Source organism: Streptomyces sp. NPDC054863, from assembly GCF_053610825.1.
Window position 1 is genome coordinate 1 of the sequence record NZ_JBSGZD010000173.1, and the last position, 17,009, is coordinate 17,009.

Below are 17,009 nucleotides of genomic sequence, written 5' to 3' on the forward strand. Positions count from 1 at the left end.
CCCTCACCCCGGCCCGCCCCCCGGGGGGCGGGCCCGCTGCCCAAGGAGGCGAGGGTGTCGGGTGAGGGGGCGGTCCCGCTGCCCAAGAGGCTGGGGGGGGCGGCGGCAGCCGTCCGCCGGTCAGGCGTCCAGGGCCGGTGGGAGCGGGTCCGTGTGGCGCACCGCCAGGCCCGAGACCGCTCGGGTCAGTGCCACGTAGAGCCGACGCAGGCCCGTCCGCTCGTCCGGTTCGCCGGTGACGATCGCCATCGGCTCGTCGAGGACCACGTAGTCGTATTCGAGGCCCTTGGCGAGGGAGGCGGGGACAAGTGTCAGGCGGGATACGGCAGTTGTCTCCTCGCCCGGGGAGAGGCAGCTGTGGCCCGCCGCTTCGAGGGCCTTCGCCAGGTCCGGGATGCGTGCGTCCGCCGCGATCAGGCCGATCGAGCCCTCGTGGGTGAGGGCCTCCTCGCAGGCGGCGACGATCGCATCGTTCAAGTCGTCCCCGTCCGGGACCTGTTGGACGGACATCGCGCCGGGGCTCTCCCGCACCGAGGAGACCGGGGCGAGCCCCGGTGACATGTGCGGGAGCAGGCGGGAGGCGTACGCGATCACGTCGCGGGGCACCCGGAAACCGGCCGTCAGCTCCTCGACGAGCGCGTCCGGCTTGCCCAGGTGGGTGAGAGCCTCGGCCCAACTCCCCGTCGCCCAGGGGGTGGTGCCCTGTGCGAGGTCCCCGAGGATCGTTGCCGAGCCGGTGCTGCACCGGCGGCCCACCGCCCGGTACTGCATGGGCGAGAGGTCCTGCGCCTCGTCGAGCACGACATGGCCGAGCGAGTGTGTGCGCGCCACCAGGTCGCGGGCCTCGTCGATGAGGACCGCGTCGGCCGCCGACCACTTCGCGGACTTCGGCGAACGGGCGGGCTTGGCCCACAGGACGGTGGACTGTTCGGCAGGCGTGAGGAGGCCGGCCGCGTGCTCGGCCAGGAACTCGGGGTCGCCGAGCAGGCGCAGGACGAGCCTGGCCGGGTCGACCGGGGGCCAGATCGCCTTGACCGCCGCCTTCACCGCCGTGTTGCGCGCCACCGCGTCCTGGACGCGGTCGTCGGGTGCCTCGCCCGCCTCCTCCATCCGTACCAGGATCTGGTGGGCGATGCGCTGCGGAAGGGCCTCGCGGGCGGCGCCGTAACGGATGTCGCGGGCCTGCAACTCCCCGACGATCTCCTCCAGTTCGTACAGGGGGACGCGCCAGCGGCGGGAGCCCCGTACGACCATCACCGAATCGGTGGGCGGTGTCACGTGCGAGCGGACGGCGCGGCGCAGGACCTCCGCCATGCGGGCGTCGCCCTTGATGACGGCCGCGGGGGCCTCGTCCGTGCCGCGGATCTCGATCCCCGCGCCGTCGCCGGTGGTGACGAGGTCGTCGACCGTCGCCTGCTTGACCTCCAACTCGCCCAGCGCGGGCAGTACTTGCTCGATGTAGTGCAGGAAGGACTTGTTCGGGCCGATCACGAGGGTGCCGGTACGGGCGAGCCGGTCGCGGTGCGCGTAGAGGAGGTACGCGACGCGGTGCAGGCCGACGGCCGTCTTTCCGGTGCCGGGGCCGCCCTGCACGCAGACGGAGCCGGAAAGACCGGCTCGTACGATCTCGTCCTGCTCGGGCTGGATCGTCGCGACGATGTCGCGCATCGGGCCGACGCGGGGGCGCTCGATCTCCGCCTGGAGGAGCTTGCTGGTCTGCTCGGCCTCGGTGGGGTCGGCGTCGGTGCCGGAGAGGTGCTCGTCCTCGTACGCGGTGAGTTCGCCCGCGGTGTAGCCGAAACGGCGGCGCAGGCCGACGTCCTGCGGGTCCTTCTTGGAGGCGCGGTAGAAGGGCTGCGAGACGGGGGCGCGCCAGTCGACGACCATGGGGTCGCCGTCGGCGTCGTGGACGTGCCGGCGGCCGATGTAGAAGCGCTCGCCCGGGGTCCCCTCCGCCTCCGCGGCGCCGACGGTGTGCAGGTAGTCGAGGCGGCCGAAGAAGAGCGGGGTGTGGGAGAGGTCCGCGAGGGCCTTGATGCGGTCCTCGATCTGGGCGGTGAGGACGACGGCGTTGACCCAGTTCGCGGTGACGTCCTTGATGTCGAGGTTCTCGACGTCCTCGCGCATGGCGCGGAGGGCGGAGCGGGACGCGGAGAGGTGCGCGCGCTCGCGGGAGAGCGGGTCGGCGGGGTCTGCGGAATTGGCGGAGTTGGCGGAGTCGGTCGGGTCGGTGTCGTGCGCGGGCACGGTGGGGCCTCCGGCTGGGATGCGGTGGCCGGGGCGGCCGGGTTCCTTGCGGCGGCCGGGGTCCTGGCACGGGGCCGGACCGGGGCGGCCGGGTGTGCGGCTCGGCTCGGCGGGAGTCACGTCTTGGCTTGCCGACCGGTTTCCGTCCGGGCGGCGCGCGCTCCACGGGGGAGGCGGGCAGACGGGCGATTGTAGTGGTGGGGGAGGGCGGGGGCGAATGGTTATCGGGGGGTGGGGTTGCCCCCAGTCGGCAAGGGGGGTGCCCCCGTAAGACCAGGGGGTGAGTTTCGGGGGCGGGCTCAGCCTGAGGGTGGAGAGGGGCGGGGGTGCGGTTCAACCCGGGGTCCGATGTGCCGGAGAGGGGCGGCGGACACCATGGATGTATGAGTACAGCGACGTTCACCCCAGGTGCAGCAGCAGGAATGGCAGGAGCCCGCACGGCGGGCCACGGGCACTCCGGTGCCACCGCGGTCTCGGACAAACCGCACCGCGTCGCCCGCGCGGTGCGAGCCGTCCGGATCTTCGCGGGGGTAGCGGTCGGCGTGGTCCTCCTCGGCGATTACGCGGAGGAGTGGAAGGCGGACGTCCGGGACGCGGACGGCCGAAAGACGGACTGGCGGCGCGAGCGCGACGCATGGGCGGACGGCAGGATGAACGGCGACCGATGAACGGCGACCGGTGAGAGTGCTGCGACAGTCGCGAGGGGAGCGATCGGTGGTCCCGCCGCGACAGCCGCGCGGGGAGCGATCGGTGAGCCTGCCACGACAGGCACACGGGCTGCGGCCATCGGTGAGCCTGCCGCCACGCGTGGACGGACGACGGTACGGCCGCGGCTGCCGGTGAGCCCGCTGCGGGGCGGGACACGCGCAAGGGCACACGCGGGGCACGCGTAAGGCCGCACGTGGGACACGCGGACACGCGCAAGGGCACACGCGGGACACGCGGGCCACACATGGGGCACGCGCAAGGCCACGCGTGGGGCACGCGCAAGGCCACACAGGGGTGGCGCGCGCGGGGCACGCGCAAGGCCACACAGGGTGGCGCGCAGGGCGCCCCCGCGGGGGCGCACACGGCGCCACGCACGGGGGCATGTCCTGGGCCGCACGCCCGGCCGCGCCCCTCACCTGCCTGCCCCATGGCATGAGCCCGTACGCCCGCCCTCCCCGTCCGAGCGCCCGCTCCGGGACACCCACCAGCCCCCGCCCGGGCCCACGCCCCAGTGCCCCGCCGGCCGCCGGTCCTCACCCCGCCGGCCGCCGGTCCTCACCCCGCCGGCCGCCGGTCCTCACCCCGGCGGAACGGCACGCCCACGTCTCCGTCCCCGATGTGCGTGGTTCATGGAGGGCGAAGCCTCATAGGCTTGCCGTCGTGACGACAGACCGGACCGAGAACGCCCGCGCCGCCACCGCCCGCGTGAGCGCCCCCCGCTCCCCCCGCTCTCCGCAAGGGGAACCCCGTGCCGCCCGCCCACGAGCCCTGCTCGCCGCGCGCGTGCTGCTGGTCCTCTCGCTGGCCGCGCTCACCACCCTCTTCGTGGTGACCCGCATCCCGCTGGGCGACACCCTCGTCTACCGGGCCGAGGGACAGGCCGTCGTCAACGGCACCAGCCTCTACGACTTCGTGACGACGGAGTGGAAGCTGCCCGCCACCTATCCGCCGTTCGCGGCGATCCTCTTCGTGCCGACGACCTGGCTGCCGGTCATGGCCATGAAGGTCTGCTTCTTCGTCGGCAACCTCGCCCTCCTCGCCCTCCTCGTCCGGCTCTCGTGGCGGTTCGCCAAGCTGCCGAGGCGGCCCGAGCTGATGACGGCCGCGATCGCCTTCGCGATCTGGCTGGAGCCGGTGTTCCAGACCTTCGTGTTCGGGCAGATCAACCTCGCCCTCGCGTGCCTGGTGCTGTGGGACCTGAACCGGCCGAAGGGCGCCCTGGGCAAGGGCGTCGGGCTCGGCATCGCCGCCGGCATCAAGCTCACCCCGGCGATCTTCATCGTGTACCTGCTGATCACCGGGCGGGTACGGAACGGGCTGACCGCCCTCGCCTCCTTCGCCGCCACCGTCCTGTTCGGCATCCTCGTCCTGCCCTCCGCGAGCCTCGACTTCTGGACCCGGCGGATGTTCGAGACCGAGCGGGTCGGCAAGGTGTGGATCGTCGACAACCAGTCCCTGCAAGGGATGCTGGCGCGCGCGATGAACACCATGGAGCCCGGGGCGGTGTGGTTCGGATGCGCCGTCGTCGTCGGACTCGCCGGGCTGTGGACCGCCCGGCGGGCGGTGCGCGCCGGGGCGGAGGAGTGGGGCATCGTGATCGTCGCGGTCACGATGGTGCTGGTCTCGCCGATCAGCTGGTCGCACCACTGGGTGTGGTGCGTACCGCTGCTCGCACTGCTGCTGGCCGAACGACGCTTCCGTACGGCCGCCGCCGTCGCCTTCCTCTTCACCTGCCGCAGCTTCTGGGCGGTGCCCCACCAGGGCGACCTCGACGTACAGCTGCCGTGGTGGCAGCAGCCGGGGCTGTCGCCCTACCCGATGGCGGGGCTGGTGCTGCTGGGCTGGATGGCGTGGCGGCTGCGGGACGGGACGGCGCCGGAGGCGGCGGAGGCGGGAAGGGGCGCGGGCGCGCCCCTGCGCCGCTCGATGCCGGAGCCGCGCCGTCGGACGCCGTCGGAGACGGGCACCGAGCGACGAGCGACAGGCTGACAGCCACCGGTCACGGCGGAGCAGCCGGTCACGGCAGCGCCACCGGTCACGGCACAGCCACCGGTCACGGCAGCGCGACCGGTCACGGCGTCTGCGGTTCCTGGCCCTCCGCCAGCAGGTCGTCCGCGTCCACGATCCGGTACGCGTACCCCTGCTCGGCCAGGAAGCGCTGGCGGTGCGCCGCGAAGTCCTGGTCGATGGTGTCGCGTGCTACGACGGAGTAGAACCGCGCCTCGTGCCCGTCCGCCTTCGGCCGCAGTACGCGCCCCAGCCGCTGCGCCTCCTCCTGCCGCGACCCGAACGTGCCCGACACCTGGATCGCGACCGTCGCCTCCGGCAGGTCGATCGAGAAGTTCGCGACCTTGGACACGACGAGGACGTTCAGCTCGCCCGTCCGGAACGCGTCGAAGAGCTTCTCGCGCTGCGAGTTCGGCGTCTCGCCCTTGATGACCGGTGCGCCCAAGTGCTCGCCCAGCTCGTCCAGTTGGTCGATGTACTGGCCGATCACGAGCGTCTGCTCGCCCTTGTGCTTGGCGACCAGCGCCTCCGTCACCTTCCGCTTCGTCGCCGTCGTCGCGCAGAAGCGGTACTTCTCCTCCGGCTCGGCCGTCGCGTACGCGAGGCGCTCGGAGTCGGTCAGGTTGACCCGTACCTCCACGCAGTCGGCGGGCGCGATGTAGCCCTGCGCCTCGATCTCCTTCCACGGGGCGTCGAACCGCTTCGGCCCGATGAGCGAGAAGACGTCCGACTCGCGCCCGTCCTCCCGCACCAGCGTCGCCGTCAGCCCCAGCCGCCGCCGCGCCTGGAGGTCGGCCGTGAACTTGAAGACGGGCGCGGGCAGCAGATGCACCTCGTCGTAGATCACCAGACCCCAGTCGCGCGAGTCGAACAGCTCCAGGTGCGGATAGACGCCCTTCCGGCGCGTCGTCAGCACCTGGTACGTGGCGATGGTGACCGGCCGGATCTCCTTCCTCGTACCGCTGTACTCGCCGATCTCCTCCTCGGTCAGCGAGGTCCGCTTCACCAGCTCGTGCTTCCACTGGCGGGCGGAGACCGTATTGGTCACGAGGATCAGCGTCGTGGCCTTCGCCTCCGCCATCGCACCGGCCCCGACCAGCGTCTTTCCCGCACCGCAGGGGAGTACGACGACGCCCGACCCACCGTGCCAGAAGCCCTCCACGGCCTGCCTCTGGTACGGGCGCAGCGCCCAGCCGTCCTCGGCCAGCTCGATCGGGTGCGCCTCCCCGTCGACGTAACCGGCGAGGTCCTCGGCCGGCCAGCCCAGCTTCAGCAGCGTCTGCTTGATCTGCCCGCGCTCGGACGGGTGCACGGCCACGGTGTCCGGGTCGAGACGGGTCCCGACCAGCGGCTGCACCTTCTTCGACCGCAGGATCTCCTCAAGGACGGGGCGGTCGGTCGACGTCAGCACGAGGCCGTGCACCGGGTCCTTGGAGAGGGTCAGCCGCCCGTACCTGGCCATCGTCTCGGCGACGTCCACGAGCAGCGCGTGCGGCACCGGGTAGCGCGAGAACTCGACGAGCGCGTCCACGACCTGTTCGGCGTCGTGACCCGCGGCCCGGGCGTTCCACAGCCCCAGCGGGGTCAGCCGGTAGGTGTGGATGTGCTCCGGCGCGCGCTCCAGCTCCGCGAACGGCGCGATGGCACGACGGCAGGCGTCCGCCCGGTCGTGGTCGACTTCCAGGAGGAGCGTCTTGTCGCTCTGGACGATGAGAGGTCCGTTCAACGCCGTGGGTCCTTCCGCGCGCGGTCAAACCTCCAGTGTGCCGTACGTGCGCAAGCGCGCCGGGTGAGAGCGGCCGTTGCGGGGGTAGACGGACGCCATGACTGGGGAACGCACGACCGCCGGGGAAGTGGAACCGCGTCCGTTGTGGAGCTGGGTGCTGATGCGGGGCGCCCTGATCGTGCTGGCCTTTCTGGTGCTGGTGGTCTTCTCCGTCGTACTGGCGAAGCTGACGCTCGAACCGTCGCCCGCCTCCGAGGGGCTCGTCCACAGCAATCTGCGGCCCGGGGCGTCCCTGCGGCAGTACGCGCAGGACTACACCTTCCTCGCCGCGTGCAAGCAGGTCGGCGGGAACGTGCTGCTCGGGGTGCCGTTCGGGGTGCTGCTGCCGGTCCTGGGGGCGCGGCGGTGGCGGTTCGTGCGGATGCTGCTGATGACGGTCGCGGTGATCGTGCTGGTCGAGCTGACGCAGGGGGCCATCGTCAGCGGGCGGGCCTTCGACGTCGACGACGTGATCATGAACACGGCGGGTGCGTTGATCGGGTACGTGGTGCTGGGGCGGCGGCTGGGGCGTGTGGTGCACCGGAAGCGGTACCGGGAGGTGGCGGAGCCCGCGGTCGAGCCGGAGCCTGCGACGGAGTCGAAGTCCGGGACGGAGCCGGAGCCCGCGGCGGAGTCGAAGCCCGCGGGTCTCGTTACGCCGGGTCGTCCGCCAGTTCCGCCACTCCCGTGATGCGGTGCAGCGGGTACGTCTTCACCTGGTCCGCCGTGTGGTCGTAGGCGGTGACGAAGCCGCCCTCGACGCGGACCGGGGCGATGACGCGCTGGCTGGCCGCGCCGTCCGCGTTGACGTAGCCGATCCAGAGCGTGGAGCCGGTCATGGCGGCGGCCTGGACGGTGGCGAGGGTCTCGGCGGAGGACGTGCGGGGGAGCGGGGATCCGGTCGGACCGGTGACGCCGGTCGTGCCGGAGGTGGATCCTTCGGGGGAGTCGGACGGCGCGGAGGCGGGCTTGCGTACCGCGTTCGCGGCCATGTCGCCCGCGCGGATCGCCCGCAGCGCCGCGCCGAGAAGGGTCTCGTCCGGTACGTGCGGGCCCTCGGGCACCGGCGCCGGAGCGGTCCGCGCCGGTGTGCGGTGGGCGTCCGCGCGCGTGATCAGTACGTCCCCGGCGGCCGACTCGGCGGCCGGCGCGAAGCCCATCGCGCGCAGTCCGTCGAGGAGCGTGGCCGGGTCGGTGCGCGCGGCCAGGACCGTGGGGGCGAGGCGGCGCAGACCGAGGCCCGCCGCACGCTTGTCGGCGAGGATCTCGCCCAGTACGGCGTCGTCGTCGCAGCGTACGTAGGCGGAAGCGGCGCCCACGCGCAGATGCCCGTGCCGCCTGGCCACGTCGTCGATGAGGTAGCTGAGGGGCTGGGGGATCGGGGTGCGGCTGTGTGCGGCGAGGAAGGCGTGCAGGTCGGATGCGGCCTGGCCGGAGTCGAGCGCGCGGCGTACCGACCCCGGAGTGAACCGGTACACGGTCGCCCCGCCCCTGCTCTCCACGTCCGCGAGCACCGCCAGCATCTCGGCGAGCGGGCGCTGCAGCGGGCCCGGCGCGACGGCCGTCAGGTCGGCCTGGAGGAGCACGTGGTCGAGGGGCTCGGGGATGAGCGGCGCGAGGAGCGTGGCGGAGCGGAGGGCGGCAGCGGCGTGTTCCGCATCGGTGGGCGAGCCGGCCTCGGCGGCCGGGGCGGCCCTGTCCGCGGGTGCCGGGATGGTGTCCAGGCCTGCCAGCGCCCGTCCGTGGGCCGACAGCGCACCGCGGCCCGTCACGCCCAGCTGTTCCGCCTCGGTCAGGGTCCACAGCGCCACGCGGGTGCGGAGTTCGCCCGCGCTGCCGCGATGGGGGCGTTCCCAGCGGAGGCGGTCCAGGACGGACTCCGGGTGCGGGGCGGTGCCTTCCGGGAGGGCGGCCAGCAGGGTCAGGACCCGGCGGCGCACCTCGGGGGCGGCGGAGCGGTCCAGGTCGGGGCCGAGCGCGGACAGGGTGCGGCCCTTGGCGTCCTGACCGCCGATCAGGCCCGCCGTACGGGTGCCGCGCAGCCAGGTGGCGGCGAGGCGGGTCCAGCGGTCCTGGGGCGGGAGGCTCAGCCACACGTCGTACGCGGGCGTGGGGGCGTACCGCTCGTCCGTCTCGCCGTCGGACGCCAACAGGCCCGCCGAGTAAGCGAGTTCGAGCCAGAAGGCGGCGGTCGGCTCCGGGAGGTCCATCGCCGCAGCCGTGCGCTTGAGGTCGCGGACGCTCAGGCCGCCGGAACGCAGCACGGCAGGGCCGCCCCTGTCCCAGTCCTTGAGCAGGTCCTCGACCGTCGTCAGCGCCGTGAACGCCTGGCCCGCCGCCGTCAGGTCGACCATCTTCGGCGCGTGCGACGAGGCGGTGACCAGCTGCGGAGGGCGAGGTTCCGTGGTGCGGTGGGCGCGGCCCGCGCGCAGGTGCAGGGCGGCTTCCCGGGGCAGCACGACCGTGCGCGCGCTGGTCGGCAGCAGCAGCCCGTGGTCGCGCAGCCAGCGCACCGGTGGCGTCGGGTCCGAGCTGACCTCGCCGTACGGCGGGCCCCAGACCAGCCTGTCGAGCACGGTCAGCGCCTCGGAAGGGGCTGTGTCGAGCAGTGCGTCCATCCGCGCCCGGTCGGTGAAGAGCGAGGTCAGGCCGTGTACCGCCGACACCGGGTCGTGGGTGGCGGGCAGTCCGGCCGCCGCCAGGATGTCCTGCAGCCGGGTCGGCGACATCCCGGTGGTCGCCTCCGCGACGGTCGGGCCGAGACCGGTGGGGGAGGGGTGAGTGGCGGACGGTGCGAGCAGCTCGCGCGCGGTCCGCACGAGGCGGAGCCGGTCGTCCGCGCCCCAGACCAGGGCCTGTTCGCGCAGCACCCGGACGGCCTGCGGCAGCGCCGCCTCGGTCTCCGGGTCACCCTCGTCGCCGCTCATCAGCGCGCGCAGCATGTCGTACGTCGCCGGGTCCGGTGCCACCGCGAGCGCCTCGGCGGTCTGCAGCGCGAACTTGTCGAGCCGCTCCAGCGCGCGGACGACGGACGCCCTGGTGCCTGCCCGGGTGGCGAGCAGGCCCACGTCCCCGGGAACGGGCGAGAGCAGGTCGGGACGGGCCCGCAGCAGTGCAGTCAGAGACGCGTCGTCCCGGGTGCGCAGGGCCTCGGCGAGGGTGCGTGCGGGCGCGGCGCTGCCGTGCGCGGCGGCAGGTGTGTCGGCGCATGCCGCGGCCCCGGGCGCGCCCGAAGCCCTGCCGGCCGGTGTTCCGGCCGGCACGGCCGACGTTCCGGCAGTCGTGTCACCGGTGGTGTTTCCTTCGGGCACGTGCGCCTCCAGGTCGCGCTCGCTGGTCCCCATCCGCCCCACGTTAGCCCCTGCGCGGGCCTCTCCCCGGCGGCAGGCGCTAACGTCGGTCCGGGGCGGGTCGGCAACTGCGCGTGGCCGACGCGCACTTGCGGGGCGTGAGAAGCGAGGACGTCGCAGCGCAGCACGCGCGGCAACGGTACGGAATGCGCGGCAACAGCACGGAACAGCACAGCAGACGCAGGGGACGGACGGACGTCGTGGGCATCGAGAGCGACCAGCTGGTCTTCGACTATCTGAGCCGGGTCGGCGACCTGGCCCAGCAGCACCAGCTGAACTCCGGCGACCGGATGCGCCTGGTGTCCACACTGCGTGGCGAGATTGACCGGCAGCGGGCGAAGGCGATCGGCGGCCCGGACAGCGTCGCCGTCGTGCAGCGCATCCTCAGCAGGCTCGGCACGCCGAACGAGATCGTCGAGGCGGCCGACGGCGGGGGCGTCGAGGCGGTCCTGGCCTCGCGCACGTCACGGAAGGTGCCCCGGCAGAGGCGCACGCTCCAGGAGCCGGGACGGTCCGAGAAGGCGTCCGAGGTCCCCGTCGGCTTCGAGAAGCGGCCGGACGGCGACGGGCCGGAGCCGGGCGACGAGGACATCGAGTGGTGGCGCACCGAGCCGGGGCCCTTCGGCGGCCTCGGCAGCTCCCTGCCCGGCTTCACCGGCGGCGTGGAGGTCCCCGAGATACTCAGGCCCCCGCCGGAGGACGACGAGGACGAGGACGGGGACGAGGAGGACGGCGAGGGCGACGGGGAGGACGAGGACGGGGCGGAAGCGGCCGGAGCGGTCCGGGGGCGGTGGCTGCCGCGCGGTCTCCGCCGACGCACCAGGGCGGTGGCGGTGGAGGACGAGGTGGTGGAGGACGCGGGCGACGTGGCGGCGCCCGTCCGCGCGGTGCTCGTTCCGCGCGGCAGCGCGTTCCTCCTCCTCGCCGCGCTGCTGCTGGTCACCGGCGCCGTGCTCGGCAACGTGCTGGTCCTCGCGGGCGGCTGGTTCCTCGCGTACCTCTCGCGCAGGCTCAGCCGTGCCCAGGCGAAGTGGGCCGTCCTCGGGCTGCCCGGCGTCGTCGCGGTCTGCGGCGCGGTCTGGCTGTGGGGGCGTACGGACGGACGCTGGGGCGCACCGCTGTCGACCCAGATCGAGGGCGCGCTGAGCGGTGCGATCGCGGGGCTCTGGCCCGTACTGCTGCGGACGGCGGCCGTCGCCACGGCGCTCTATCTGGTGTGGCGGACCCGCAGGCTCGGCCGGTAGCGGGCGGGCCCGTCGAACGGCCCGCGGTGGGGTGCTCCGAAAAATGTCTCACTTACACGTGTACGTCGGACATTTTTCGGAGCACCCCTTCTTCTCGCACCCTTTCCCGCACCCGCGATGTCGCTACTTCGTCAGGTCCGTCTGCAGCTCGTCCAGGATCTTGTGCGCGGCCGTGTAGCCGATGCCCTGGATCCACAGTTGGTCGTCGACGCCGAAGACCTTGCCGGCCCGGACCGCGGGGAGGTTCTTCCACAGCGCCGAGTTCAGCGTCCGGGTCTGCTTGGCCTTGGCCGGGTCGCCGTACGTGGAGTGGAAGATGACGGCCGCGTCCTCGCCCGCGAGGTCGATCTTCTCGGGGCTCACGTCGTAGGAGAAGCCGTCCTTGGCCTTGTCCACGACGGGCGGGCGGCCGAGGCCGACGTCGGCGAGGACGGTCGCGATGTAGTTCTTCCTGCCGTAGATGCGGATGTCGGCGCCCTCGACGAAGCGCACCACGTTGACCTTGGTCCGCGCGGCCTTCTCCTTGCCGCCGACGGCCTCGGTCACCTTCGCGGCGTGCGCGGTGTACTCCTCGACGGCCTTCTTCGCCTCGGCCTCCTTGCCGAGGGCCTCGGCGTGCAGCTGGAAGTTCTCCTTCCAGGGGAAGCCGGTGCCCTCGGTCATCACGGTCGGGGCGATGGCCTTCAGCTCGTCGTACTTGTCCTCGTGACGGACCTTGCTGGTGAGGATCAGGTCCGGGTCCAGCGCGGCGACGGCCTCCAGGCTGGGGGTCATCATCGCGCCGACGTCCTTGATGCCCGCGACCTTGTCCTTGGGCAGGTAGTTCAGGAAGCCGGACTCGACGTCGGCGTGCGTGGAACCGACCGGCTTCACGCCGAGGGTGAGGGCGGAGTCCAGTTCGGCGGTGTCGAGGACGACGACGCGCTTCGGCGCCTCGGGCACCCGCACGTCGCCCATGGCGGTCTTCACCGTGCGCGTCCTCGGCCCGCCGGCGTCCGCGCCCGCTTCCTTGTCGGAGCCCCCGCACGCGGAGAGCGCGAGCGCGCCCGCGGCGGCGAGGGAGACGGCGGCCGTGCCGCGACGGTGGCGCAGTGCGTTGCTCATGAGGTGGCTGCCTTTCGAAGGGAGGACGGAACGGAACCCTTGCTCTCGGACGGTGTCCACGGTGCCCCCGGAACCACCAGCGGCGACCCCGTCACCGGGTCCGGCACCACGACCGCGTGCAGACCGAACACCTCGCGTACGAGATCCTCGGTGACCACGTCGGCCGGTGCCCCCTCGGCGACGATCTCGCCCGCCTTCATCGCGACGAGGTGGTCCGCGTACCTGGCCGCCTGGTTGAGGTCGTGCAGCACCACCACGACGGTCCGCCCGCGCTCCCGGTTGAGCTGCCTGACCAGGTCGAGGACCTCCACCTGGTGGGCGATGTCGAGGTACGTCGTCGGCTCGTCGAGCAGCAGCAGATCGGTCTCCTGCGCGAGCGCCATCGCGATCCACACGCGCTGGCGCTGGCCGCCCGACAGCGCGTCCACGGACCGTTCCGCCAGCGCCGCCACGTCCGTACGCTCCATGGCGTCCGTGACGGCCCGCTCGTCCTCCGCCGACCACTGCTTCCACCAGGCCTGATGCGGCTGCCGGCCGCGCGACACCAGGTCGGCGACGGTGATGGCCTCGGGTGCGACGGGCGTCTGCGGCAGCAGCCCGATCGACTGGGCGATCTTCTTGGTAGGGATCTTCGCCAGCTCGGCACCGTCCAGGAGCACCGCCCCGCCCTTGGGCCTCAGCAGCCGCCCGAGCGCCCGCAGCGTGGTCGACTTCCCGCACGCGTTCGGGCCGACGATGACGGTGACCCGCCCGTCGGGCACCGCCAGGTCCAGCTCGTGGACGACGGTGCGGTCCTCGTAGCCGAGGGTCAGCGAGGCCGCCCGCAGCCGTGACGCGTCGGAACTCATGCCTTGCCTCCAGTACGCCCACTGTGTCCACGCACGATGAGCCAGATCAGATACGGGGCGCCCACCGCCGCCGTGAGCACGCCCACCGGCAGTTCGGTGGGCGAGAAGAGCCGGCGCGCGAGCAGATCCCCGAGTACGACGATCACCGCGCCGAGCAGCGCCGAACACAGCAGCGGGATCTGCGCGGTCCGCGTCAGCCTGCGCGCGATCTGCGGCGCGAGCAGCGCCACGAAGTCCACGGGCCCGGCCGCCCCCGTCGCCACCGACGCCAGGACGACGCCGAGCGCGACGAGACCGAGCCGCAGCCGCCCCAGACGTACGCCGAGCGCCACGGCCGTGTCGTCGTCCATACCGGCCGTGCGCTGCGCCCGCGCCGCCCACACGATGCCCGGCAGCAGCACGAGCAGCACCCACCCGAGGGTGGTCGCCTCGCCCCAGCCGCGCCCGTTGAGCGACCCGGTCATCCAGATCTGCGCCTGCTGCGCGACGAGGTAGTCGCCCTTCGTCATGAAGAGCTGGGTCACCGACCGCAGCGCGATCGCGAAGCCGATGCCGATCAGCACGAACCGCGTCGCGTGCAGCCCGCCGCGCCACGCGAAGACGTACACCAGCGCCGCGGCCAGCACCCCGCCGAGCACGGAGAGGTACGGCAGCACGCCCGCCGACGTCACGCCGAAGATCATCGCGCCGACGGTGAGCGCGCTCGCGCCCTGGCTGATGCCGATGATGTCGGGGCTGGCGAGCGGGTTGCGGGCGACGGTCTGGATGAGCGCCCCCGCGACCCCGAAGGCCAGTCCGACCAGCAGCCCGACGGTCATCCGGGGCAGCCGCAGCGTCCCCACGACGAGCTCGCTGCGCGACTCCTGCCCGAAGAGCACCCGCAGCACCTCGCCCGGCGGTACGAACCGTTCCCCGACGCAGAGGTACGCGACGCACACCGCGGCGAGCACCACCGCGAGAGCGCCCGCGACGAGGGCCGCCCTGCGGTGCAGCAGGAACGACGCGCTCCCGGCCCGTACGAGCGTGTACCCGGCGGGACGGATCCGCCCGGCGGCGACAGCGGCAGCGGGAGCGGGAGAAGAAGTGGTGGTGGCCGTGCTCATGCCGGCACCGCCTTCCTGCGTACGAGCGCCACCAGGAACGGCACTCCGATCAGCGCCGTCATCACACCCGCCGGAACCTCGCTCGGCGGGAAGAGCACCCGCCCGATCACGTCCGACACCAGCAGCATGACCGGCCCGATCAGCGCCGCCATCGGCAGCACCCACCGGTGGTCGCTGCCCACGACCGCCCGTGCGATGTGCGGCACCGCGAGGCCGATGAACGCGATCGGACCGGCGGCGGACACCGCGACACCGGTCAGGACCGTGGCGCCGAGCCCGCCCACGATCCGCACCATCGCGACGTTCTGCCCGAGCCCCTTCGCCACGTCCTCGCCCAGCGCGAGCGCGTCGAGCCCGCGGGCCACGGCCAGTACGAGCACCACTCCGACCGCCAGGAACGGCCAGATCTGGCCAATGATCTCCGCGTCCCGCCCGGCCACCGAGCCCACCTGCCAGAACCGGAACTCGTCCATCGCGGCGGCCTTCGTCGTCAGCACCGCCATCGTCACCGACACCAGCAGCGCGTTGATCGCGGCGCCGCCCAGCGCCAGCTTCACGGGGGTCGCACCGCCGCGTCCGCCCGAGGCGATCGCGTACACCGCGACCGACGCGAGCGCCGCTCCTGCGAACGCGAACCACACGTACCCGCTGAGGGTGTGCACGCCCGCGAACGCGATCGCGAGGACCACGCCCACCGAGGCTCCCTGGCTGATGCCGAGGATCCCGGGGTCCGCGATCGGGTTGCGGGTGATGCCCTGGAGGGCGGTTCCGGCGATCGCGAGGGCCGCGCCGACCATCAGGCCGATGACCGTGCGGGGCACCCGCATCTGCCGTACGACCTCGGCGTCGGAGGAGTTCCCGCCGTGCAGCAGCGCGTCGAACACCGTCGCGGGGGCGACGCCGCGCGCACCCACCGCGAGGCTCAGCAGTACGGCCACCAGCAGCGCCGCCACCGCGAGCGCCGTCCAGCCGATCCGGCGGGAGACGGCTGCGCTGCGGACCTGGGGCGGCGGGGCGGATCTGGACAGGGGCGGGGCGGTCGGCATCGGTCCCATTCCGGAGGCTGAGCAGGCAGGTTAGGCGGGCCTAAGTGTACGGGCGGGGGCGAGTGGCCGTCCCTGCACAATGGCCTCATGACCACCACTGGAACCCCTCTTCCCGGGCCCGCCGTCGGCTTCGACCTCGATATGACCCTGATCGACTCCCGCCCCGGCATCCGGGCCGCCTACCAGCAGCTCTCGGCCGAAACCGGGGTGGAGATCGACGCCGACCTGGTCGTCACCCGGCTCGGCCCCCCGCTGGAGGACGAGATCGCCAACTGGTTCCCCGCCGAGCAGGTGGAGGAGGCCGCGAACCGCTACCGCGCGCTCTACCCCGCGCATGCGATCGCGCCCAGCACCGCGCTCCCGGGCGCCCGCGAGGCCGTCGAAGCGGTGCGGGCGGCGGGCGGCCTGGCCGTCGTCGTCACCGGCAAGTGGGAGCCCAACGCCAAGCTGCACCTGGAGCACCTGGGCATCGAGGTGGACGCGGTCGTCGGCAACGTGTGGGCGGAGGGCAAGGCGCTCGCACTGCGCGAGCACGGGGCGGCCGTCTACGTGGGGGACCACCTCGGCGACGTACGCGGCGCACGCGCGGCGGACGCGCTCTCGGTCGCCGTGCCGACGGGACCGTACGGCGCGCAGGAGCTGAAGGAAGCGGGCGCGGACGTGGTCCTGCCGGACCTGACCGCCTTCCCGGTCTGGTTCGCGGACTACTGCGCGGCGGAAGCGGGAGAAGCAGCGGGAGAGGCCGAGACCGCCCTGGCCTGACGCCGCTGGACGGAGATCGACCACAGCACGCCGGCCGCCGCGATCACGAAACCGACGCCCATCAGCATGCAGACGGCGTACGCCACCGACGGGAACGGCTCGGTCTTCAGGAACAGCGGGGCCACCGTGACCAGCGTGGCGAGTGCGCCGACGAAGAAGACGACGGCACCGACGCGAACCAGCCGATCGCCGGCGGTGGTCTCTTTCGCGGACTGTGCCGCGGGGGTTTCATTGCTCACCCGGCAAGGGTAGTTCCCAGCTCTGACGAAGCATCCGGCGACTCTTGTCAGCAGCGCACAGACGATTAGCCTGGTGAGTGGCGGGTCGATGACGACCCGCTGAGTGCTATCCGGAGCCGTTTTCGCGGCTTTTCCGGACCCGACGAGTACGAGGACGAGGACAGACGGTGCCTACCGGCAAGGTCAAGTGGTTCAACGGAGAAAAGGGCTTCGGCTTCCTTTCGCGCGACGACGGCGGCGACGTTTTCGTCCACTCCTCGGTGCTCCCGGCCGGTGTCGAGAGCCTCAAGCCCGGCCAGCGTGTCGAATTCGGTGTCGTCGCGGGCCAGCGCGGTGACCAGGCCCTGTCGGTGACGGTCCTCGACCCGACCCCGTCGGTCGCGGCGGCCCAGCGCCGCAAGCCCGACGAGCTCGCGTCGATCGTGCAGGACCTGACGACGCTCCTGGAGAACATCACCCCGCAGCTGGAGCGGGGCCGCTACCCCGACAAGGCGGCGGGCGCGAAGATCGCGGGCCTGCTGCGGGCGGTGGCGGACCAGCTCGACGTCTAGGCGCCCGGTTCACGGGAAATTCAGCGCATCGCGGC

14 protein-coding genes are annotated in these 17,009 nt (G+C 72.9%); 6 read left to right on the plus strand and 8 right to left on the minus strand.

What is annotated here, in order from left to right; all coding sequences use genetic code 11:
* Positions 1–120: 120 nt before the first annotated feature.
* Entirely contained in the window at positions 121–2,247 is a 2,127-nt protein-coding gene (locus ACWGIG_RS25740; RefSeq protein WP_453324038.1) for a HelD family protein, read from the minus strand.
* A 383-nt stretch (positions 2,248–2,630) separates the two neighbouring features.
* Between ACWGIG_RS25740 and ACWGIG_RS25745 the strand changes: the two genes are divergently transcribed.
* On the plus strand, positions 2,631–2,915 hold the full coding sequence (locus ACWGIG_RS25745) for a hypothetical protein (protein ID WP_453324039.1): 285 nt from the start codon (positions 2,631–2,633) through the stop codon (positions 2,913–2,915).
* Positions 2,916–3,615: 700 nt separating this feature from the next.
* Positions 3,616–4,944 carry a glycosyltransferase 87 family protein gene (locus ACWGIG_RS25750; protein WP_453324040.1) on the plus strand — a complete coding sequence of 443 codons (1,329 nt, stop codon included), beginning with the start codon at positions 3,616–3,618 and terminating at the stop codon, positions 4,942–4,944.
* A gap of 82 nt (positions 4,945–5,026) precedes the next feature.
* Here the strand turns inward: ACWGIG_RS25750 and ACWGIG_RS25755 are convergent, their stop codons facing one another.
* The gene (locus ACWGIG_RS25755) at positions 5,027–6,688 is read right to left on the minus strand and encodes a DNA repair helicase XPB (RefSeq protein ID WP_453324041.1); all 1,662 of its coding nucleotides are present in this window, start codon (positions 6,686–6,688) and stop codon (positions 5,027–5,029) included.
* Positions 6,689–6,785: 97 nt separating this feature from the next.
* On the opposite strand from ACWGIG_RS25755, the gene ACWGIG_RS25760 reads away from it, so the two are divergent.
* Positions 6,786–7,418 carry a VanZ family protein gene (locus tag ACWGIG_RS25760; RefSeq protein ID WP_453324042.1) on the plus strand — a complete coding sequence of 211 codons (633 nt, stop codon included), beginning with the start codon at positions 6,786–6,788 and terminating at the stop codon, positions 7,416–7,418.
* Here ACWGIG_RS25760 and ACWGIG_RS25765 read toward each other — a convergent pair.
* Positions 7,381–10,071: a helicase-associated domain-containing protein gene (locus ACWGIG_RS25765; RefSeq protein ID WP_453324043.1), complete on the minus strand. Its 2,691-nt coding sequence runs from the start codon at positions 10,069–10,071 to the stop codon at positions 7,381–7,383. The two genes, ACWGIG_RS25760 and ACWGIG_RS25765, sit on opposite strands and share 38 nt — an antisense overlap.
* Positions 10,072–10,175: 104 nt before the next feature.
* On the opposite strand from ACWGIG_RS25765, the gene ACWGIG_RS25770 reads away from it, so the two are divergent.
* Positions 10,176–11,321, plus strand: a complete 1,146-nt coding sequence (locus ACWGIG_RS25770; protein ID WP_453324044.1) for a hypothetical protein — start codon at positions 10,176–10,178, stop codon at positions 11,319–11,321.
* A 123-nt stretch (positions 11,322–11,444) separates the two neighbouring features.
* On the opposite strand, the gene ACWGIG_RS25775 is transcribed toward ACWGIG_RS25770, so the two are convergent.
* Genes ACWGIG_RS25775 through ACWGIG_RS25790 form a run of 4 tightly spaced genes read right to left on the minus strand, consistent with a single transcriptional unit; the run spans position 11,445 to position 15,431 of the window.
* Positions 11,445–12,425 carry an ABC transporter substrate-binding protein gene (locus ACWGIG_RS25775; protein ID WP_453324045.1) on the minus strand — a complete coding sequence of 327 codons (981 nt, stop codon included), beginning with the start codon at positions 12,423–12,425 and terminating at the stop codon, positions 11,445–11,447.
* Positions 12,422–13,273, minus strand: a complete 852-nt coding sequence (locus ACWGIG_RS25780) for an ABC transporter ATP-binding protein (RefSeq protein WP_453324046.1) — start codon at positions 13,271–13,273, stop codon at positions 12,422–12,424. Before ACWGIG_RS25780 ends, ACWGIG_RS25775 begins: the two co-directional genes overlap by 4 nt.
* On the minus strand, positions 13,270–14,376 hold the full coding sequence (locus tag ACWGIG_RS25785; RefSeq protein WP_453324047.1) for a FecCD family ABC transporter permease: 1,107 nt from the start codon (positions 14,374–14,376) through the stop codon (positions 13,270–13,272). Before ACWGIG_RS25785 ends, ACWGIG_RS25780 begins: the two co-directional genes overlap by 4 nt.
* Positions 14,373–15,431 (minus strand): FecCD family ABC transporter permease, encoded by a 1,059-nt coding sequence (locus tag ACWGIG_RS25790; RefSeq protein ID WP_453324048.1) that lies wholly within the window; start codon positions 15,429–15,431, stop codon positions 14,373–14,375. The genes ACWGIG_RS25785 and ACWGIG_RS25790 overlap by 4 nt, the downstream gene beginning before the upstream one ends.
* Before the next feature lie 78 nt (positions 15,432–15,509).
* On the opposite strand from ACWGIG_RS25790, the gene ACWGIG_RS25795 reads away from it, so the two are divergent.
* On the plus strand, positions 15,510–16,184 hold the full coding sequence (locus ACWGIG_RS25795) for an HAD family hydrolase (protein WP_453324049.1): 675 nt from the start codon (positions 15,510–15,512) through the stop codon (positions 16,182–16,184).
* Here the strand turns inward: ACWGIG_RS25795 and ACWGIG_RS25800 are convergent.
* Positions 16,127–16,423, minus strand: coding sequence for a hypothetical protein (locus ACWGIG_RS25800; RefSeq protein WP_453324050.1), 297 nt, complete (start codon positions 16,421–16,423; stop codon positions 16,127–16,129). The two genes, ACWGIG_RS25795 and ACWGIG_RS25800, sit on opposite strands and share 58 nt — an antisense overlap.
* Before the next feature lie 167 nt (positions 16,424–16,590).
* Between ACWGIG_RS25800 and ACWGIG_RS25805 the strand changes: the two genes are divergently transcribed.
* On the plus strand, positions 16,591–16,974 hold the full coding sequence (locus ACWGIG_RS25805) for a cold-shock protein (RefSeq protein WP_384357350.1): 384 nt from the start codon (positions 16,591–16,593) through the stop codon (positions 16,972–16,974).
* The last annotated feature ends 35 nt before the right edge of the window (positions 16,975–17,009 follow it).